Raw genomic sequence first — 19,049 nt, 5'->3', positions numbered from 1 at the left:
AGATGTGTATAAGAGACAGGACTACCCCACCGACTTCGCCCTCGAGGTCTTCTGCCCCGGCGATCAGCTGGGCAAGCTTTCGCGCCTGCTGCCGTTCGGCGCAGACGTCCTCGGCATCTTGAGCTGCTACTTCGACATCGCCAAGCAGCGCCACGCCATCGATGGAAACCGCTCGCGCGCCACGTTCCCCATAGGTGTCGTTCGCGACGGGGCGCGTCTTGAAGCAAGGGTGACCATCAAGCGCCGGAGCGGCCAGGGGACGTCCTGGGCCGTTGAGTCAGTAGAGGGTCCCGAAGCATAAGAAGGAGGCCCCGCCGTCATGCGACCTTGGTCGCGGCGTCGGGGCCTCCTTGCCTTGGCGCCAAAACGGGATCGAGCGGCGCCGTCTGTTGCGTCGAGCGCTAGTCGCGCGTCAGCTTGCGATGGATGCGGTGCGGCTTCGCGGCGTCCTCGCCCAGGCGCGCCACGCGGTTCTCCTGGTAGGACTCGAAGTTGCCTTCAAACCAATGCCAGTTGCCCGGGTTCTCGTCGGTTCCCTCCCATGCCAGGATGTGGGTGGCGACGCGGTCCAGGAACATGCGGTCGTGGCTGATGACCACGCTGCAGCCCGGGAACTCGAGCAGCGCCGCCTCGAGCGAGGAGAGCGTCTCGACGTCCAGGTCGTTCGTGGGCTCGTCGAGCAGCAGGAGGTTTCCGCCCTGCTTGAGCGTGAGGGCGAGGTTCAGGCGGTTGCGCTCGCCGCCGGAGAGCACGCCGGCACGCTTCTGCTGGTCCTGCCCCTTGAAGCCGAAGCTCGCCACGTAAGCGCGGCTCGGGACCTCGGTCTCTCCCACGAGCATCTTGTCGGTGCCGCCGGAGACGACCTCCCAGAGCGTCTTGTCGGCATCGATTCCCTCGCGGTTCTGGTCGACATAGGAGATCTTCACGGTCTCGCCCAACGTGATGGAACCAGAGGTGGGCTGCTCAGAGCCGATGATCATCTTGAAAAGCGTCGACTTGCCCACGCCGTTGGGGCCGATGACGCCCACGATGCCGTTGCGCGGCAGGCTGAAGGAGAGGTCATCGATGAGCACGCGGCCATCGAACTCCTTGTGCAGGTGCTCGACCTCGAGGACCTTGGCGCCCAGGCGCGGGCCGACGGGAATGCGGATGTCGGTCCAGTCGAGCTTCTGGCTTGCACGCGCCTCTGCCTCCATCTCCTCGTAGCGGGCGAGGCGGGCCTTGTTCTTGGCCTGGCGGGCCTTGGGGCTGGAGCGCACCCACTCGAGCTCCGATGCCATGCGCTTGGCAAGCTTGGCGTCGCGCTGCCCCTGCGCGGCGATGCGCGCCGCCTTGGTCTCCAGGTAGGTGGAGTAGTTGCCTTTGTAGGGATAGAGGTGGCCGCGGTCGACCTCGCAGATCCACTCGGCGACGTTGTCCAAGAAGTAGCGGTCGTGCGTGACGGCGAGCACCGCTCCCTGGTAGTTTTTGAGGAAGTGCTCGAGCCACAGCACCGATTCGGCGTCGAGGTGGTTCGTAGGCTCGTCGAGCAGCAGCAGGTCGGGCGCCTCAAGCAGGAGCTTGCAGAGCGCCACGCGACGACGCTCGCCGCCCGAGAGGACGCTCACCGGAGTATCGGCGTCGGGACACTGCAGCGCATCCATCGCCACGCCCAGCTTGCTGTCGATATCCCAGGCGTCGGCCGCGTCGATCTCGTCCTGAAGCTTGCCCATCTCGGCCATGAGCGCATCGAAGTCGGCGTCGGGCTCGGCCATCTCCTCGCCGATCTTGTTGAAGCGGTCGATCTTGGCAAGCATGTCGCCAAAGGCCATGCGAATGTTCTCGATGACGGTCTTGTCGTCATCGAGCGGCGGCTCCTGCGGAAGCAGGCCAACGGTGTAGCCCGGCGTGAGGCGCGCCTCGCCGTTCGAGACCTCCTCGACGCCCGCCATGATCTTGAGCAGCGTAGACTTGCCCATGCCGTTTGGGCCCACGACGCCGATCTTGGCACCGGGATAGAACGAAAGGGTCACGTCGTCCAAGATGACCTTGTCGCCATGCGCCTTGCGCGCCTGATACATTTGGTAGATGAACTCTGCCATGTCGCTCCTTGTTGCTCGCACGCCTGCCGCCTTGACATTAATCGGCAGCTTTGTCGGTCGTACCGTATAGTCTCAGGTACCGCGACGATTTGCCGCACTATCGCCCCGTCTCCATCACGAAACCACCTAAGCAGGAGACCCACCGCATTCGATTCATTTCGAGCGCTACCCTATACTTACGTAGCACCAGTGAACCCCGACGAGCAGGCGGCACCTATGAACGATTCACGCGACATCGCGCCCGAAACGGCGACTTCGAGGCTCGAACTCATGTGGGGGCAGGCGGGACTCGACCGGTTGCGCCGAAGCCTCGTCGTCGTGCTCGGCGTGGGCGGCGTCGGCTCGAACTGCGTGGAGGCGCTTGTTCGCGGCGGCGTGGGCAGGCTCGTCATCGTGGATGGCGACGAGGTGGCTCCGAGCAACATCAACCGGCAGGCAATCGCCTTCGTCGACACCGTCGGCAAACGCAAAGTGGAGGCTATGCGCGACCTCATCGCCCGCATCAACCCCGAGGCAGAGGTCAGCCCCATCGATGTGTTTCTGAAAGCAGAAAACGTCCCCGCGCTTATGGACGGCATCATCTCGAAGCAGGGCATGCCCGCCTATGTGGTGGACGCCATCGACACCGTGTCCGCAAAGCTCGCCGTCGCCTCATGGGCGGCCGAGCGGGGCGTGCCCCTCATCAGCAGCATGGGCGGCGCCATGAAGCTCGACCCATCCAAGCTGCGCGTCTGCGACGTGTTTGAGACTGCAAACGACCCGCTTGCGCGCGTGATGCGCAAGGAGTGCCGCAAGCGCGGCATCGATCGCCTCACCGTGCTGTCCTCCTTCGAGGAGCCCATGAGGCGACCGGGCGGGGCCGCGCGCGCCGGGCGGCAAGCCGGCGCCCCGAAAGCCCCGCTTGGCACGGCATCGTACCTGCCTCCCATCATGGGACAGATGATCGCTGGCCACGTGATTCGCTCGATTATCGATGGCGCCCAGGCAAAAGGGCGGGGCCGCGCGCGCGGTACCGAGGCAGGAGGCGCGCCAGCCGGCGGCCAGCCTGCCACCAGCCACCCAGACGAGGCAGCGGCCGCCCCCGCGCTCCGGCTGCGCACCCACGAGCCCGCCTCGATGCCTGCCGGAAATCGGAAGGCGTAGCCATGGAAGCGCGCCTCGTAGACATGCATTGCCACCTTGACCGCATCGCTGACGCGCCGGCGGTCGCGAGCGACGCCGCCAGACTCGGGATCGCAATTCTTGACACCACCGTCGCGCCTCGGGAAGCGCTCCTGGCACGGCGCACGCTGGGGTCCTGCGACACCGTTCGCGTGGGTGTCGGCTTGCACCCGTGGTGGCTCTCGGACGGAAGCTGCACCGACAGCGATGTCGACCTTCTTGTCGAGCTCGTCTCAAGCTCTGCCTTCGTAGGGGAAGTCGGCCTCGACTTTAGCCGTCGCCACGAGCATGCGCGCGAGCGACAGCTTGAAGCGTTTTGCCGGATGGCCGAGACCGTTGCGGAGCGCCACCTCCCCCACCGCGTGCTCTCGATCCATGCGGTGCGGTCCGCCGGCGCGGCGCTCGATGTGCTGGAACGATACAGCCTTGCGGGAAAGGCCGCCCCGCCTGGGCTCTCATGCATCTTTCATTGGTTCTCGGGAACTTCTGATGAACTCGCGCGGGCACGGCGGGCAGGCTGCTTCTTTTCCGTCAATGAGCACATGCTCGCCACCAAACGCGGGCGGGAGTATGCGCGCATCATCCCAGAGGATCGCCTGCTTCTTGAGACGGATGCGCCCCCTCAGCTCGATGCGCCCTGGAACGCACAAGACCTCGAGGCATCGCTTGCGCGCACGCTTGACGCCGTCGCAGCGATCCGCAACGTCGACTCCCACGACCTCGGCGCTCATATAGCGCAGACAAGCTTGTCGCTCCTCTGCTAGCCGGCCACGCCGTGCTCAAGCCAGGCCGCACCTCCATGCGAATACGCCCCTCCAAACGACGCCTTGCCGACCAACGGGTCGGCGGCCCTTAGACGCCGGTCGCCAAAACTCCCGCTTAGCCGCAATAAAAGCGGGTATGCAATTGATGAGGCATCAATAGCCGCCGAGCTTGCGATAGGAGGACCGATGATGAACGCAAACGCCGTCTTCACACTCGTTGGAATGATCGCCCTGCCGGTGGTGGCGTGTCTTGCAGCCGAGGGGCTCGGCTCGGTCGCGCCCTCGCTTGCACGTCGCTGGTCTACCTGGTTCCAGCCAAAGGACGCCTCCCTCGGCTGGACTGCACGCGTCAAGCCGACATGGCATGACGAAGGCTCCTCGACGGGGGCTCGCGCCGCCGCAACCGTCCGCTCCGCCCACGGCGCCATGAACTCGCTGCCCATACGCCAGGCATAGCCGCTATCCGCCTGAACACGCTCTCGGATTGCACGGCATAATGGGGTGGCCGGCGCGTCAATGAGAACGACGTGCCGGCCGCCTTATATGCGTTGCCCGACACGCCCCCGACGCGCTTCGGATATGGGCGCCCGCTTGAAACACGCAAGAAGCTTTTCATGCAGCATAGGCCTCTTGCGCTAGGAACCAGCGTCGACATCGGCGCGTTCCCGAGTCGCCACGTCCGACATCTTGCCCGACGGGCCGCAAACACTCAATAAAGGGAGACATCCCATCAAAATGCATAAGAATGGATTGATTCTGGATAAGAATGTGCTCCAGATCGAGCTGGAGAAAAGCTTCTCGTTCGCAGCGCGCGAATTCTGTGCAAAAAATCGATTTGTCGGTCAATGAGATGGCTTATACACATGCCCCATCACATTTATTGAGAATATATCTCAACAGCATCCTCGGGTTTTCTTTATGCGTCCTCCCTGCGCCACCTTAAGTTGACCGACAAATCGATTTTTTGCACACTTCGGGGCGGCTTCGGAGGGACGGCGCCCGCTGGCCCTCTCACACCATGTATATTCTTTACGCGCTCGACGTGATAAGCTGCGATTTCTTTACATAGCGATGTATCAAAAAGTCCAACCAGCATAAACGTGCCGAACACTTTGGACCATCAAGCTTGATTTGTCGGGAGACCGGCGCGTCATGCCTTCATCTTGGTCAAAGAAGGAGGGGCGTACGGCCTCCGCCCCTCCACATGCATTAGGTCCGCGTCGCCCACAATATCTCGGAACCGGGTTCGCCGGCCCCGAGCAGGTCGATAGCCCCTCTATGCAATCGACAGCAAGTCGGGAATCTGGTCGATGATGATGTCGGCGGCGTCCTGCGAGAAGCCGAAGCGCTCCTCGCGCTTGGCAATCACGGTGAGGCCGGCGCGCTTGCCGGCAGTGATGCCCGGAACGGAGTCCTCGATGCAGCAGCACTTCTCCGCAGGCAACCCCAGCGCCTCGATGGTATGCAGGTAGATCTCGGGATTGGGCTTGCTCTCTTTGAAGTCGGCACCCGATACGATGAGCTCGAAAGCGTCTGTAAGGCCGCATTCCGCGAGCACGGCATCGATGTTGCGGCGAGGAGAAGACGAGGCCAGGGCGACGCGCACGCCCATGCCCTTCAGTGCCTCGATGGTGGAGCCCACTCCCGGGTTCATCAGGGCACGATAGTCTTTCGGCAGGTCGCGGGCCCAATCGTCATAGACGCGCTCGGCCTCCTCGGGGGTGTAGTCTCCCCTGCCGCCCTGTTTGAGCCAACGGGCGACGCTGCGCTGGAAAGCCTGGTGGGACTGCCCCACCTGCTTGTTGAGGTCGTCCACGGTCAGGCCCAGCCCGAACGCTTCGGAGAAGTCTCGAATCTGGTTCCAGTAGTACAGCTCGGTGTCGACGATGACGCCGTCCATGTCAAAGATGACGGCCTGATACGGAAACGGCACAGCCATGCCCCCTTACTTCATGTTGCCTTTATATGAATGAACCCCGCAGCTGTGGGGCCATTCATCACGGTAGTGGCATTGTATCAATCGTCCTCGTCGTAATTGACGAAATGCCCCGTTTTGGCCGCGGCAACCGCCTTGAACCTCCTCATAAGCGGATGCTGGCGCGTGCCTCCCAAAGCAGTACTCACCCGATAGCTCAACAACTGAATGAACGGCAGGTACGCAAGGGAAGCGACATCAGGTGTGGGCAGCGGCGGCGTGACGAGGGCGCGTCCGTCGGACCCAGCGAGAGAATGCGGCGTCACCAGAAATGCGCTGTCAGTGACCTCGCAGGTTGCCCTCCACACTCGCTCCACCCGTGCAGAGGCCTCGTCGCCCGCATCAAAAAAGAGGCAGGTGTAGGAAGGCGTCAGCTGGAGGTTGGGCCCATGAATATACTCTTCCACCTCATAAGCGGGGCTGGGAACGTGTACCGTCTCACCGATCTTGAGGGCCCCTTCGCGGGTCACACCACGTGTGGGCTCCGTTCCGCAGCAATAACATACGTCCATACCCGTAAAGCGCTTGATGTGCTGTTCGTAGAAGGGATCGGCCGCAGCACGTACAGCCTCGGCCACGCCAAGGGCGCCCTCGATTTCGCTCACACGCTCCTCGCACGCTCCCAGACGTGCCGCGAGCAGCATTAAAAACACCGTAAGCGTTGTGACGCCCTTGGTCACGTATCCAACGAGCTCCTCGCCCACGCCGTAGTCAATGACCGTATCCGCATGGTCGCGCACGTCGCTCTCCACGTTGCCCGTAAGACACGCGGCGCGAAGGCCGCGGACACGCAGGGCATCGAGCGCCTCAATCGCGTTGGTGGAGAGGCCGCTCTGCGTCACCACGAGCACCAAGTCGTCCGGCGTGAGGTCATGCTCGTAATACGTGAGCGCAAACGGCGTCACGAGCCGTAGCGCGCAAGCCGCGCCCAGGCAGGACCGCATAAACGGCAGGGCACAAACGCATGCGTTGTACGATGAGCCTGACGCAACTAACACGATACGCCGTGGCATCCCGCTCTCGCAAAGCCCCATTACAGGACCAACAAGCTCGTCGCGCCGAGCGATGTTCGCACGCGCTGCCAAGGGGGCCTCATCGATGTAATCAAGCATGGTCATCTTCCGGTCCATGCCGCACCTCCTGCCTATGCCGCGCGGGGCGGCAAAGCCCCGCGCGGCACATCGTTTGAACATGGTTGTTAGTAGTCGAGCCTGCGATAGTAGCGGCGGATGTCCATGGGATGGCGCGTCTCGATCTCCATGTGCACGTCGATGCGATTGTTCACGGCGTGCATCACGAGGTGCGAGATGTCACCACGGAACTCGGGCTCGATACCAGCGAGCTCGTAGTCCTTCGTGTCGATCACCGTGTAGTTCGCGCAGATGCGCGGGATGAAACGCACCACGCGCTCGGAGAGCGGGCGCTGGGCGTCCTCGCCCACGTAGATGGTGACAGGTGTGTTCTTGGTCACGATCTCGAACATGCCGTGGAAGAACTCGGGCGCAGTGATGGACTTGGTCTTCATCCACAGCTGCTCCTCCCAGTAGCACATGGCGTAGGAGTAGGTGGCACCCCACTGGTTGCCCGCGCCCACAAAGTAGTGCATCTGGTCTTCGCAATGCTTCTTGGCAAAGGCGGCGGCGAACTCGTCGGCTGCGCACTCGACGTCCACCAGGGCCTGGGCCAGGTGTGCGTCGTAGTTGGCGTACTGGGCGTCGTACTGGTCGAAATCGCCGGCGTTCTTCATGAAGCGGTCCGCCACCATGAAAAACTTGAGCTGCTCGTTCTCGTCGTAGGCGATTTCGTGGTCGACCATCTTGGCAAGCTCGGTCTCGGGACGGTCGATGAAGCCGATTACCTCAGCTCCAGCGGCCTGGGCCTTGCGGATGGCCTCGACGACCTCGACCGTGCTGCCGGTGACCGAAGAAGTCACCACAACGGTGCCCTCGCCGATACGCTTGTTGCCGGTGGTGAGGTACTCGGCGGCGTTCTCCGCCCAGACCTCGATTCCCGAGTACTGCTTCATATGCACCGTCGCCTGCATGGCGCTCGCCCAGGTGCCGCCGATGCCCATCCAGCAAATATTGCGGTAGCCCTTCTCGCAGATGCCGTCAACGATCTGCTCGATCTGGGGGCGCAAGGCAAGGGCGCCGTTCACGCTGTCGACCTTCTTCTGCATATTGAAATTGACCATATCAGACACAGTTAAGCTCCTTACGAATCAAAAAAGTCTCTCAAGATGTGAATTCGAATGCGGCGTGCAGGACAAAAATGCGTTGCGGCGCCGCGAAACGGCGCGGGACGGGAACCTTCCGGTGCTCCCGCGCCGCCAGAATGGGTCAGACGCCTAGACGCCCAGGATGCCAAAGAACGAGCCGACCAGACCCACGGCAACCAACAGCAGCAGCAAGGTGGTGGTCTTGACGTTCTTCTTGCTCACCAGGTAGTAGATGAACAGTGTGAAAGCGAGGGGCAGCAGACCAGGCATGATGGTGTTGCAGATATCGCCAAACGTGGTCGCGGCATCTCCCTCGCCAATGACGAGCGGCACATTCACCGCGACGTTGCCCGCGGTCATGGAACCGATCACCATGAGGCCGAGCACCGATGCGCCATAGGTGAGGGTCTCCATGAGACCGTTCTCCTGAATCTTCTGCAGAAAGCCGCTACCCAGCTTGTAGCCCATATGCATGAGGTAGTAACGCAGACCTTGTGCAGGGACATTGAAGATGAGGAGGAAGAGCAACGGACCCAAAATGTTGCCTTGGCTCGCCAGCGACACACCAACGCCGGTAGCAATGATGCGCAGTGTTCCCCAGATGAAGGAGTCGCCGATGCCCGCCAAAGGACCCATGAGCGAGACCTTGACGTTGGAGATGCTCTCCTTGTCGAACGAAGGGTCGTTGGCAGCAGTCTCCTCCATTGCGGCAGTGATGCCGAGGATGAGCGTGGAGAGTTGAGGGGTGGTGTTGAAAAACTCGAGGTGGCGCTTCATGGCGTCGATACGATCCTCGGGCTTGTCATAGAGCTTCTTGATCACCGGCAGCATGCTGTAGCAAAATGCCATGTTCATCTGCCGCTCGTAGTTCCAGTCCCACTCCATGCCCAGCGAGCGCAGGACAACCTTGTTGAGATCTTTTTTGGTGAGTTTCTTCTCGCCCGAAGCCGCGGACTCAACCGCATTAGAAGTCTTCGTCGTCATCGTCCATACCTCCCTCGAGAGCTACCTGCGTGGAGCCAGCATGCTGGAGCTGGCTGAGCACAATCGCGGCGACCGCGCCAAAGATGGCAACGCCAGTAGTGGGGATACCGAGGTATACAGAGAGTGCAAAGCCAAGCACGAAGAAGCAGGCAACCTTCTTGTTCATAATCATGTTGAGCAGCAGCGCGAAGCCGATGGCGGGCAGCAGGCCCATGGTGATCTGCAGACCGTTGGAAACCCACTCAGGAATGATGTCGAGCAGTGCCTGGACGGCAGGGCCGCCTGCGTAGAAGCCGATTGCCACGCACAGGCCGATGATGAGGTTCACGCCAAAGAAGCCGCCCAGGAAATGCATGCGAGCGACGCCCTTCATGTCACCCTTGGCCGCATAGTCATCGGCTTTGTGCACAAACGGCGGCAGAATGAAGACCATGCCGACATTCTTTACGATAAGGACGAGCGATGCCACAGGAATGCCGATAGTGAGCGCCGTCTCCAGCCCCGAACCCGTCGAGATGGTGAAGGCCGTACCCAGCACCGTGCCCGAGATCATCTCGGGAGGAATGCTCGCACCGATGGAGAACGAACCCATAAAGGCGAGCTCCAACGTGGCACCCAGCGTCACGCCGGTGGGAATATCCCCCATGATGATGCCCGTAAGAGCACCCATAACCAGGGGACGGGAGAGGCAGCTGGTACCCAACAGGTACTCAGCGTTGCCGAGCATGGCGACGAGGCCGAGCAAAATCGCTTGGACTAACATCTCCACTCCTTCCTTCTTGGCCTAGCACCTGTAGCTAGACCGCCGTATCTTCCCGAACGCATGGCTTGACCAGCGTCGCGGTGACCGATGTATGGGCGAATTTGCGCACAAAAGTCCCTTCCCGCTGAGCGAAAAACTGAACGGGTGTATCGAGCCCGGCATGCGGGGCTTACGCATCTATGGATTTGTGTGCTAGATTCGCCTGCGAGGCTGCTTTAGAGAACGCGCTCCGCCTTGACCGGGCTATCGTCGGGAACCATCTGAATCTCGACATCCACGCCCTCGGCGATAAGCTCGCGCAGAAGCGCCGTCTCATCCTCGGTGACATTCACAGCCTTGGAAAGGCTGCGCGTCTCGGGGGTTGCCTTGGTTCCGCCGAGGTTGAGCTGCTTGATGCCGCAGGCGCGGCACAGGCGAGCAGCGTCGGCAATGGACTCCACCACAACAAGCAGCTTGTACTTGTCGGTGACGCCGCTTGTGATTGCCGCGATGGAATCATCGATGGTCTTGATAACAAGCTTCGTGTCTGCCGGCTTAGCCATCTTGATGGCAGACTTACGGAATGCGTCGCCCGGAACCTTGTCGTTTGCCACCAGGATGCAGTCGATGTCGAGCGCACTCTTCCAGGACACAGCAACCTGTCCGTGGAGCAAACGATGGTCGACACGCAGAAGCTTAATCATGAGCCTCCCCTTTCCCTTGCAACCGCGCCCCTCGCGCGGCTTGAAGCTAAAATTCCTCGTCTTCCGCTTCGTCAGTCGGAAGCGCGCCACCAAACGAAACGGTGACGCCCGCACGCGCGGCATCGAGAACGCGCTCTGCTGCATCGGGCTCAAGACGATCCTGAACCGTCAGAACAACTTCGAGCGCCATAGCAAGCGTCACGCCTGCGAATACAACAACGTTGGGGAACTCGGTAAGACGGAAAAGGGCATTGTGAACGCTGCCGCCCTTGATATCGCACATGATGATGTACTGCTCGCTGTCATGAGCAACGCGCTCGCGCATCGCCTCATAAAAGTCGTTGGGGTTCTCGCCCGGATGGAGGCTGTAGGTTTCGATGCGGTCTGCGGCACCTCCCGCAACCATGCCGATAGAATCGACCATACCTTCGGCGAGTCCGCCATGCGAGGCGATGATGATGTGCGCCATGTTTCCGCCCTCTCCTTGCGAGTCGGTATAACCTGTCATAACCCGTTATATCATTCAAGGCACAGAACCGCCAGAGGGCATTTGTGGAAACCACTGCGGCAGATTCTCCCAATGCAAGCAGCTGTATCTATTATTTATGCAGGTAATAGGCCATATTTACATAGGGCTCTAACAGAGGTTGCATACTGGGAGCAGGGAATCGGAATCCGCAAACGGTAGTATTATCGTGGTAAGCGGTAGTACGGGATAATACGGGATGAAGGAACAGACAAACACCTGACGCAAGCGGCGGGCACCTGCTAGATACGGAACGTGAAGCGTGACCCCACGATATGCTGCTTGCCTAGATACATGGCCTCGCCGTTATCGTCAAAATAGCGGCCTACATACAGGAAGAGCGGCTCGCCACAAGGTACCTCTAAATGCGCCGCCAAAGTGGTCGGTGCCTTCTCGATATCGAGCGTGCATGGCTCTTTCAGGCTGGGCTTCATATGCAGATGGGCGAAGATGACCGCAAAAAGCGATGTGTTCTCGTGGCCTTCTTGCTCAAGAAACGCATACCGCTCATAGGGGAAGTAGTTCTCTTCCACCATGATGGGCACGCCGTCGGCGGTGCGAACACGCTCGATGCGCAGAAGCCTGCCCTTTGCACCATACCCGAAGAAGTCACTTTCCTGATCCATGCCGGGAACCACATCGAGCGAAATGAGATGCGCCCCTGCGATCATGCCGTTCTGTGCGCAAGAATTCGTGAAGCTGTTTACGTCGTTATCCTGCGTAAACTTCGCTTTGACCTGACGCTCGTTAACATAAGTGCCCTTACCGGGGCGCTTGACAAGGCGCCCGTCCTCAACCAGCTCACGGATGGCACGACGCACCGTGATGCGGCTCACCGCATAGGTCTCTATGAGCTTTTCTTCCGAGGGAATGCGATCGCCGATTTGATAGGTGCCATCGTCGATAGCAGACACGATCGCGGCCATGAGCTGGGCATACAGCGGCGTGGATGACGTCTCATCGAGTTTGGTCGCCATCGGCGGTCGCCCCTTTCAACGATTGACAATAAGACGGGCTAGACCATTATACCCAAGCAGCGAGCCGTATGGGCATGGCTGACGATGGGCGGCGTCTCATCTGATAGAAGGACAGGCCTCGAGGCATCAGTCATATTTTGTGAACGAACAAAAAAGAATGGCGGGCGGTGTGACCGTAAGCCACAACCGTCCGCCATCATTCGGCGTCATACGTCCATTACGACATCTCGACGTCGCAGGAGGCATCGCGCACCTTACTTGCGGTGTGTGCGATAGAACTCGATGAGCGCCTTCGTGGAGGCGTCCTGCGCCGCGAGGGCCTCGTCGTCATGGAACGCCGGGGTGATCTGCTTGGCGAGCTGCTTGCCGAGCTCGACGCCCCACTGGTCGTAGGAGTCGATGCCCCAGACGGTGCCCTCGGTGAAGGTGATGTGCTCGTACAGGGCGATGAGCTCGCCCACCGCGAACGGCGTGAGCTCGTCGCCGAAGATCGAGGTGGTCGGACGGTTGCCCGTGAACACGCGCGCCGGAACGATCTGCTCGGGCGTACCCTCTGCACGCACCTCGTCGGCCGTCTTGCCGAACGCGAGCGCCTTGGTCTGCGCGAGGAAGTTGCCGAGAAACAGCTCGTGCACGTCCTGGTCGCCGTCCTTGGCGGGGTTGGCGGTGTTCACGAAGGCGATGAAGTCCGCAGGGATGACCTCGGTGCCCTGATGGATGAGCTGATAGAACGCATGCTGGCCGTTGGTGCCGGGCTCGCCCCAGAACACCTCGCCGGTGCCGGAAGTGACCGGGGTGCCGTCCCAGCGCACGCTCTTGCCGTTGGACTCCATGGTGAGCTGCTGCAGATATGCCGGGAAACGATGCAGATACTGGGTGTAAGGCAGCACGGCATGGCTCTTCATGCCGAAGAAGTTCACGTACCACACGTTCATGAGGCCCATGAGCGCGACGACGTTCTCCTCGAGCGGGGTCTTCTGGAAGTACTCGTCGATGGCATGGAAGCCCGCAAGGAACTGCTGGAAGCGCTCGGGTCCATACACCACGATGAGCGAGAGGCCCACGGCGGAGTCGACGGAGTAGCGGCCGCCCACCCAGTTCCAGAAGCCGAACGCGTTCTCGGGATCGATGCCGAACTCAGCGACGAGGTCAAGCGCGGTGGAAACGGCGACGAAGTGCTTCTTGATAGCCTCGGCGTTCTGCTCGGGCGTGCCGTCGACGGCGCCGGCGGCCTTGAGGGCGTCGAGCATCCAAGCCTTGACCTCGCGCGCGTTGGTGAGAGTCTCGAGCGTGGTGAAGGTCTTGGAGACGATGATCACGAGCGTGGTCTCCGGGTCGAGGCCACGGAGCTTCTCTGCCTGGTCGTTGGGGTCGATGTTGGAGATGTAGCGGCAGTCGATGCCGGCGTCGGCATACGGCTTGAGCGCCTCGTACACCATGACCGGACCCAGGTCGGAGCCGCCGATGCCGATGGACACCAAATGCTCGATGCGCTTGCCCGAGACGCCCTTCCACTCGCCGGAGCGAACCTTCTCGGCAAAGGCATACATGCGATCGAGGACCTCGTGCACGTCGGCGACGGCATCCTGGCCGTCGACCATGACGGTGCCGATCTCGTCCTTCGGACGACGAAGCGCGGTATGCAGCACGGCGCGATCCTCGGTGGTGTTGATGTGCACGCCGGCGTACATGTCGTCACGGCGCTGCTCGAGGTTCACCGCGCGGCCGAGGTCGGCGAGCAGCTTCACGGTCTCGTCGGTGATGAGGTTCTTGGAGAGGTCGAAGTGCAGGTCGCCCGCTTCGAAGCTGAGCTTCTCGACGCGCTTCGCATCGGCGGCGAACCAGCCCTTGAGGTCGATGCCCTCCTCGACGAGCTTGTCATGATGCGCTGCCAGGGCCTTCCAGGCAGAAGTCTTGGTCGCATCGATCGGTGCGGAAACAGTTGGCATGGCTTCCTCCTTGTGCGCTTGCTTCGAGGCGCTCCGTCGCTGGTCTCGAAGATGACTGTGCTCCATTTTAGCGCAGCGCCCGATACAAGAGGACCTCCGGAAACGCGTCGGCCGCCGACAAGCAAGATTCTTGCTACCGGCGCTCCCATGTGGATGGTCCATGTGTGTCCGCATGCGACGCTACGATGCTTTAGAATGAAACATATGTTCTATGATGTGGTGAGGGGACGATGAAGCAAAACCAAGACACGCAATTCGACGATAGCGCCGAAAAACGCACCTATGTCTGCATCGACCTGAAGACCTTCTACGCGTCGGTCGAATGCGCCGACCGCGGACTCGACCCCTTCAAGACTAACCTCGTGGTAGCCGATCCCGAACGCGGAGAGTCCACCATCTGCCTGGCGATCACCCCCGCCATGAAGGCGCTCGGCATACGCAACCGCTGCCGCGTGTTCGACATACCCAAGGACATCCCCTATATCATGGCGAAGCCGCGCATGCGCCACTATATGGAGGTCTCCGCCAAGATATACGGCATATACCTCGAATATGTGAGCCCGCAGGACATTCATCCCTACTCTATCGACGAATGCTTCATCGACGCCACGCCCTACCTTAAGCTCTATGAGCTCGGCGCGCGCGACTTCGCGAAGCGCCTCATGGCGGCGGTGCGAACCCAGACGGGCATCTGCGCCACGGCAGGCATCGGCACCAACCTGTTTCTCGCCAAGGTGGCGCTCGATATCACCGCCAAACATGTGGCAGACAACATCGGCGAGCTCGACGAGGAGAGCTTCCGGCGCGAGATCTGGCCGCATCGCCCCATCACCGACATCTGGGGCATCGGACCCGGGATTGCCGCCCGGCTCGCCTCGCACGGCGTCTATGACCTTATGGGCGTCGCGGCGCTCAACGAGGACGTCCTCTATGACGAGCTGGGCGTGAACGCGGAGTACCTCATCGACCATGCCTTCGGCCGCGAGCCGGTGACCATCGCCGAGATCCAGGCCTACCGGCCAGCCGAGACCTCCTACGTGAACGGCCAGGTGTTGCCGCAGAACTACACCTATGATGAGGCGCACATCGTGTTCAAGGAGATGGTGGACACCTCGGTCCTCGAGCTGGTGTCGCGCCAGCAGGTCTGCGACCACATCTCGCTCTACGTGGGCTATGCCTATAGCGGGGCGGATTGGGACGGCCCGGGCCAAGGCGGCCAGAGGAACCTGGGCGCCCCGGGCAAACGCCACGTGCAGGCAGGCATGCAGGACCCAATAGGCGCCGTGCAGGACGGCCGGCTTGCAGGAAGCGACCTGCCCTCGTACGTCGTGGGCGAACATGGGAAGCGTCGGGTCGGCGGGAGAGGCGGGGCACACGCCGGAGGCTCCCGCAAGCTCGCCTTGCGCACCAACTCGCTGCGCAAGCTCATGGATGAGTTCGAGGCGCTCTGGCGCGAGACCGTAGACCCGCGGCGGCCCATCCGCCGCATCAACGTGGGGCTCGGCAATCTGCTGCCCGAAGACTTCGCCACCTTTGACCTGTTTAGCGACGTCGAGGCGGAAGGACGCGAGCGCGACCTCATGCGAACGGTCCTCGCGGTAAAGGATAAGTTTGGCAAAAACGCGCTCATACGCGGGGTGAGCCTCCGAGACAAGGCCACCGGACGCGAGCGCAACGAACAGGTGGGAGGACACCATGCGTGACGAAGCGCCCCGGCAACGCGGTCGAGGAGAGCCCCCGCGCACCTGCGCCAGCGGGCGGGCGCGCGCAGACCGCGCCGCCCAGTTCATGCCGTTCGCAGCGCTTCGAGGCTACTACGAGCTCGTGCGGCAGCAGCAGCGCGTGCGCGAGCCGCGCCACGAGCTGACCGACGAAGAGGCGGAGGCGCTCTCGCGCACGGTTTCCCAGCTGCGCCGCGGGCAGGTGGTGCGCGTGGTGCACTACAACCGCGACGCCTACGAGACGCTCACGGGATGCGTCGCACGCATAGACCTTGTGTCGCGCGAGCTCATGGTGGTTAAGACCCCCATTCGCCTCGACGACATACGCGAGCTCTCCATCGTTCGATAAGCGAGCGACGGACCGGACGCGCCGATGCCCCGCGCCGCGACCGAGGCGCGCCCATTGCGGTATCTTCTATGCAGCATCGAATGTCTCTCTGAAACGACCCATGAGCACGACGGCTCAACGATTGGAGCGAACATGAACGACTTTACGTTTTACTCCCCCACACGCTTCGTCTTCGGACGCCGCGCCTGCGACAGGACCGGCGAGGAGGTTGCCGCGGCCGGGTATCGCCGCGCGCTCATCGTGTATGGCGGGGGCTCGGTGGTGCGCGCCGGCACGCTCGACCGCGTGAAGGCATCGCTCGACGCGGCAGGCGTCACGCATGTCGAACTCGGAGGCGTACGCCCCAACCCGGAGATCGGGCTCGTTCGCGAGGGAATCGAATGCGCCCGCCGCGAGCAGGTGGACGTCGTGGTGCCCGTGGGCGGCGGGTCGGCCATCGACTGCGCGAAGGCGATCGCACTCGGCGCCTGCTACGACGGAGACGTATGGGACTTCTTCATGAAGCGCGCGAAGCCGGAGCGCCGCCTGCCGGTAGCCGTGGTGCTCACCATTCCCGCATCCGGCTCGGAGGGATCCAACTCCTGCGTGATCAGCAACGATGCCGAGCAGCTCAAGTGCGGCATCAACACCGACCTCAACCGGCCGGTGCTTGCCATCATGGACCCCGAGCTCACCTTCACCCTGCCCGCCTATCAGACGGCAGCGGGCGTGACAGACATGATCGCCCACATCATGGAGCGCTTCTTCTCGGGAGAGCCGGCGGTCCCCGTAACCGACAACATCGCCTGCGGGCTGATCCGCGCCGCCATCGAAGCGGCTCAGACGGTCGCCGACGACCCCAGCGATTATGAGGCGCGCGCAAACCTCATGTGGATAGGCACGCTCGCGCACAACGGTCTTGCCGGCTGCGGCCTGGGGATTCCCGGAAAGCGCGACGGCGATTGGACCTGCCACGGCCTTGAGCATGAGCTCTCCGCGCTTGATCCGACGATCACCCACGGAGCGGGCCTGGCGGTGATCTTCCCCGCCTGGATGCGCTTCGTCTGGCGAGCGCACCCCGAGCGCTTCCTGGAATTCGGCCGTCAGGTCTTTGGCATCGAACCGGTCGATCCAAAGGTCGACGACCTCTCCGGCATCGACGAGGAGATCACCCCGGAACGCGCCGTCCACGATGCCGTCGAGGCCACCATCGACGAGCTCCAAGACTTCTTCTGCTCGCTCGGCATGCCGCGCACCCTGGGCGACCTCGGTGTTACGGAAGAGGATGTCGACAAGCTCATGCCCGGCCTTAGAATCAACCGCGGCGAGCGCTTCGGCTCATGTATGGAGCTCACGCTCGATGACGCGCGCGCCATCTATCTGAGCGCGCTCTAGCCTGCAGGAGCACCGAGCACGGCCAAGGCGCAGCCGCCTCGAGAGCAGCGCCTCGAAAACTCGGACGAGCAGGGGCGGCGGCGCCTCGCGGTCGGGGCCCGGGAGCATCGGGCGGCGGCGTGATTGCCGGCGACGAGGCGGCATCATGCGCCGCGAGCAGGATGTAGGAAACGCACAGGGGAGGGAATATGGAAACCGCAGCGAAGAGGACCCCGTTCAGCCGCCGGGGCTTTATCGCGGCAGGCGTTCTTGCCGCCGCAGCAGCAAGCCTCGAAGGCTGCGCCCGCCCCGGAGCGACCGGGGACGCGCCCGCGCAGGGCCCAGGCTCCGACTCCCTCCCCCTTCGCCCCTCATCGCAGGAAGCCGGCGCGGACGGGCCGCAGGGCAACGATTCACCTGCCGGCAACGACCCCCTCGAGCAGCTCCTGGCATCCATGACGCTCAAGCAGAAGGTCGCCCAGCTGTTTATCGTGACGCCCGAGGCGCTTACCGGCGCAAGCCGCGCGACCGTTGCCGGCGAGCTCACCAAGAAGGGGCTGAAACGCATTCCCGTAGGGGGCATCTGCTACTTTGGCCAAAACCTCGAGAGCGCCCAGCAGGTGCGCGAGCTCCTTGCCGGCACGCGCGAGCTTGCCACATCGACCGGGGCACGCATCGCCCCGTTTCTCTCTGTAGACGAAGAGGGCGGACCGCTCGTCGCGCGCGTTGCAAACTCCGGCCTCTTCGACGTTCCCGCCTTCCCCAACATGGCGGAAATCGGAGCCACGCGCGATGCGGCACGCGCGGCAGAGGTGGGCGCGACGATTGGCGGGTACCTGCAAGACATCGGCTTCAACCTAAACTTCGCCCCATCGGCAGACGTGCTCACCAACCCCGAGAACACCGTCATCGGTCCGCGCGCGTTTGGCAGCGACCCCGAGCTCGTCGCCGACATGGTATCCGCAGAGGTCGAGGCGATGCTCGATGCGGGCACGCTCCCCTGCGTCAAGCATTTCCCCGGCCACGGCGACACGCCCGGCGACTCCCATACGGGAGCGGCGGTATCCTCGCGCACGCGCGATCAGATCACCTCGTGCGAGCTTGAGCCCTTCCGCGCCGCCATCTCCGCCGGCTGCCCGCTCGTCATGGTCGGCCACATCGAGACGCCCGCCTTCGCGGCGGACGGCCTCCCCGCGTCCCTGTCGCCCACCATGATTACCGGGGTGCTCCGCGGCGAGCTCGGCTTTACCGGCGTCATCGTCTCGGACTCGTTCTCAATGGGAGCGATAACGCAGCGCTTCAGCGCGGCGGACGCCGCCGTGAGGTTTTTTCTCGCGGGCGGGGACATGCTGCTACTTCCCGAAAACCTCGAAGAGGCCTACCAGGGCGTGCTCGATGCCGTATACGCCGGGACGCTTTCTGAAGACGACATCGATGAGCGGGTGCTGCGCGTCCTTGCCGCCAAGCAAGAAGCCGGCATCGTATAGCCCGCCCCTCGCAAGGCGACATGCCGCCGAAGGGGCGCGCGATGGGTTGGCGCAAGGT

18 protein-coding genes are annotated in these 19,049 nt (G+C 62.4%); 8 read left to right on the top strand and 10 right to left on the bottom strand.

Going from position 1 to position 19,049, the window contains the following annotated elements:
* A partial coding sequence (locus H6A15_RS03200; protein WP_204672239.1) for a hypothetical protein occupies positions 1–301 on the top strand: 301 nt, incomplete at its 5' end.
* Between the two features lie 100 nt (positions 302–401).
* Here the strand turns inward: H6A15_RS03200 and ettA are convergent.
* A complete protein-coding gene (gene ettA, locus H6A15_RS03195; RefSeq protein WP_204672238.1) occupies positions 402–2,081 on the bottom strand; it encodes an energy-dependent translational throttle protein EttA in 1,680 nt (559 codons plus the stop codon).
* 216 nt (positions 2,082–2,297) lie between these two features.
* On the opposite strand from ettA, the gene H6A15_RS03190 reads away from it, so the two are divergent.
* The 3 genes from H6A15_RS03190 to H6A15_RS03180 all read left to right on the top strand — a co-directional run bounded on the left by H6A15_RS03190 (position 2,298) and on the right by H6A15_RS03180 (position 4,462).
* A complete protein-coding gene (locus H6A15_RS03190) occupies positions 2,298–3,224 on the top strand; it encodes a tRNA threonylcarbamoyladenosine dehydratase (protein WP_204672237.1) in 927 nt (308 codons plus the stop codon).
* A 2-nt stretch (positions 3,225–3,226) separates the two neighbouring features.
* Positions 3,227–4,006 carry a TatD family hydrolase gene (locus tag H6A15_RS03185; protein WP_204672236.1) on the top strand — a complete coding sequence of 260 codons (780 nt, stop codon included), beginning with the start codon at positions 3,227–3,229 and terminating at the stop codon, positions 4,004–4,006.
* A 186-nt stretch (positions 4,007–4,192) separates the two neighbouring features.
* Positions 4,193–4,462, top strand: coding sequence for a hypothetical protein (locus tag H6A15_RS03180; RefSeq protein ID WP_087410871.1), 270 nt, complete (start codon positions 4,193–4,195; stop codon positions 4,460–4,462).
* Between the two features lie 820 nt (positions 4,463–5,282).
* Here the strand turns inward: H6A15_RS03180 and H6A15_RS03175 are convergent.
* The 9 genes from H6A15_RS03175 to pgi form a co-directional block, all read right to left on the bottom strand.
* Positions 5,283–5,945: an HAD family hydrolase gene (locus H6A15_RS03175; protein WP_204672235.1), complete on the bottom strand. Its 663-nt coding sequence runs from the start codon at positions 5,943–5,945 to the stop codon at positions 5,283–5,285.
* A 77-nt stretch (positions 5,946–6,022) separates the two neighbouring features.
* A complete protein-coding gene (locus H6A15_RS03170; RefSeq protein ID WP_204672234.1) occupies positions 6,023–7,111 on the bottom strand; it encodes an SIS domain-containing protein in 1,089 nt (362 codons plus the stop codon).
* Positions 7,112–7,179: 68 nt separating this feature from the next.
* Positions 7,180–8,175 (bottom strand): SIS domain-containing protein, encoded by a 996-nt coding sequence (locus H6A15_RS03165; protein WP_204672269.1) that lies wholly within the window; start codon positions 8,173–8,175, stop codon positions 7,180–7,182.
* Between the two features lie 153 nt (positions 8,176–8,328).
* A complete protein-coding gene (locus H6A15_RS03160; RefSeq protein WP_087410874.1) occupies positions 8,329–9,183 on the bottom strand; it encodes a PTS system mannose/fructose/sorbose family transporter subunit IID in 855 nt (284 codons plus the stop codon).
* Positions 9,164–9,946 (bottom strand): PTS mannose/fructose/sorbose/N-acetylgalactosamine transporter subunit IIC, encoded by a 783-nt coding sequence (locus H6A15_RS03155; protein ID WP_087410875.1) that lies wholly within the window; start codon positions 9,944–9,946, stop codon positions 9,164–9,166. Before H6A15_RS03155 ends, H6A15_RS03160 begins: the two co-directional genes overlap by 20 nt.
* Positions 9,947–10,161: 215 nt before the next feature.
* Positions 10,162–10,629, bottom strand: a complete 468-nt coding sequence (locus H6A15_RS03150) for a PTS sugar transporter subunit IIB (protein ID WP_087410876.1) — start codon at positions 10,627–10,629, stop codon at positions 10,162–10,164.
* A gap of 46 nt (positions 10,630–10,675) precedes the next feature.
* Positions 10,676–11,098 carry a PTS sugar transporter subunit IIA gene (locus H6A15_RS03145; RefSeq protein WP_158095318.1) on the bottom strand — a complete coding sequence of 141 codons (423 nt, stop codon included), beginning with the start codon at positions 11,096–11,098 and terminating at the stop codon, positions 10,676–10,678.
* Positions 11,099–11,397: 299 nt separating this feature from the next.
* On the bottom strand, positions 11,398–12,132 hold the full coding sequence (locus H6A15_RS03140; RefSeq protein WP_275060816.1) for a GntR family transcriptional regulator: 735 nt from the start codon (positions 12,130–12,132) through the stop codon (positions 11,398–11,400).
* A gap of 254 nt (positions 12,133–12,386) precedes the next feature.
* Complete coding sequence (pgi, locus tag H6A15_RS03135; protein ID WP_204672232.1) at positions 12,387–14,081, bottom strand: glucose-6-phosphate isomerase; 1,695 nt, start codon at positions 14,079–14,081, stop codon at positions 12,387–12,389.
* A gap of 230 nt (positions 14,082–14,311) precedes the next feature.
* Here pgi and H6A15_RS03130 point away from each other — a divergent pair, with 230 nt between their 5' ends.
* From H6A15_RS03130 to H6A15_RS03115, 4 genes are all read left to right on the top strand, one after another.
* Positions 14,312–15,784, top strand: coding sequence for a DNA repair protein (locus tag H6A15_RS03130; protein ID WP_204672231.1), 1,473 nt, complete (start codon positions 14,312–14,314; stop codon positions 15,782–15,784).
* Entirely contained in the window at positions 15,777–16,151 is a 375-nt protein-coding gene (locus tag H6A15_RS03125; RefSeq protein ID WP_204672230.1) for a YolD-like family protein, read from the top strand. Before H6A15_RS03130 ends, H6A15_RS03125 begins: the two co-directional genes overlap by 8 nt.
* Positions 16,152–16,283: 132 nt before the next feature.
* Positions 16,284–17,525 (top strand): iron-containing alcohol dehydrogenase, encoded by a 1,242-nt coding sequence (locus H6A15_RS03120; protein ID WP_204672229.1) that lies wholly within the window; start codon positions 16,284–16,286, stop codon positions 17,523–17,525.
* A gap of 188 nt (positions 17,526–17,713) precedes the next feature.
* Entirely contained in the window at positions 17,714–18,991 is a 1,278-nt protein-coding gene (locus H6A15_RS03115; RefSeq protein WP_204672228.1) for a glycoside hydrolase family 3 protein, read from the top strand.
* The last annotated feature ends 58 nt before the right edge of the window (positions 18,992–19,049 follow it).

This window comes from Enorma phocaeensis (assembly GCF_016901575.1).
GTDB classification, from domain to species: domain Bacteria; phylum Actinomycetota; class Coriobacteriia; order Coriobacteriales; family Coriobacteriaceae; genus Limicola; species Limicola phocaeensis_A.
Note: the sequence above shows the minus strand (reverse complement) of the source record. Positions and strands in the feature narration are given on the sequence as shown.

Bases quoted from the DNA above. Each gene is read 5' to 3' on its own strand.
- H6A15_RS03150 (WP_087410876.1), bottom strand. From the start codon at position 10,629: ATGATTAAGCTTCTGCGTGTCGACCATCGTTTGCTCCACGGACAGGTT.
- H6A15_RS03165 (WP_204672269.1), bottom strand. From the start codon at position 8,175: ATGGTCAATTTCAATATGCAGAAGAAGGTCGACAGCGTGAACGGCGCC.
- H6A15_RS03180 (WP_087410871.1), top strand. From the start codon at position 4,193: ATGATGAACGCAAACGCCGTCTTCACACTCGTTGGAATGATCGCCCTG.
- H6A15_RS03185 (WP_204672236.1), top strand. From the start codon at position 3,227: ATGGAAGCGCGCCTCGTAGACATGCATTGCCACCTTGACCGCATCGCT.
- H6A15_RS03175 (WP_204672235.1), bottom strand. From the start codon at position 5,945: ATGGCTGTGCCGTTTCCGTATCAGGCCGTCATCTTTGACATGGACGGC.
- H6A15_RS03190 (WP_204672237.1), top strand. From the start codon at position 2,298: ATGAACGATTCACGCGACATCGCGCCCGAAACGGCGACTTCGAGGCTC.
- H6A15_RS03125 (WP_204672230.1), top strand. From the start codon at position 15,777: ATGCGTGACGAAGCGCCCCGGCAACGCGGTCGAGGAGAGCCCCCGCGC.
- H6A15_RS03120 (WP_204672229.1), top strand. From the start codon at position 16,284: ATGAACGACTTTACGTTTTACTCCCCCACACGCTTCGTCTTCGGACGC.
- H6A15_RS03115 (WP_204672228.1), top strand. From the start codon at position 17,714: ATGGAAACCGCAGCGAAGAGGACCCCGTTCAGCCGCCGGGGCTTTATC.
- H6A15_RS03140 (WP_275060816.1), bottom strand. From the start codon at position 12,132: ATGGCGACCAAACTCGATGAGACGTCATCCACGCCGCTGTATGCCCAG.
- ettA (WP_204672238.1), bottom strand. From the start codon at position 2,081: ATGGCAGAGTTCATCTACCAAATGTATCAGGCGCGCAAGGCGCATGGC.
- H6A15_RS03155 (WP_087410875.1), bottom strand. From the start codon at position 9,946: ATGTTAGTCCAAGCGATTTTGCTCGGCCTCGTCGCCATGCTCGGCAAC.
- pgi (WP_204672232.1), bottom strand. From the start codon at position 14,081: ATGCCAACTGTTTCCGCACCGATCGATGCGACCAAGACTTCTGCCTGG.
- H6A15_RS03145 (WP_158095318.1), bottom strand. From the start codon at position 11,098: ATGGCGCACATCATCATCGCCTCGCATGGCGGACTCGCCGAAGGTATG.
- H6A15_RS03160 (WP_087410874.1), bottom strand. From the start codon at position 9,183: ATGACGACGAAGACTTCTAATGCGGTTGAGTCCGCGGCTTCGGGCGAG.
- H6A15_RS03130 (WP_204672231.1), top strand. From the start codon at position 14,312: ATGAAGCAAAACCAAGACACGCAATTCGACGATAGCGCCGAAAAACGC.
- H6A15_RS03170 (WP_204672234.1), bottom strand. From the start codon at position 7,111: ATGGACCGGAAGATGACCATGCTTGATTACATCGATGAGGCCCCCTTG.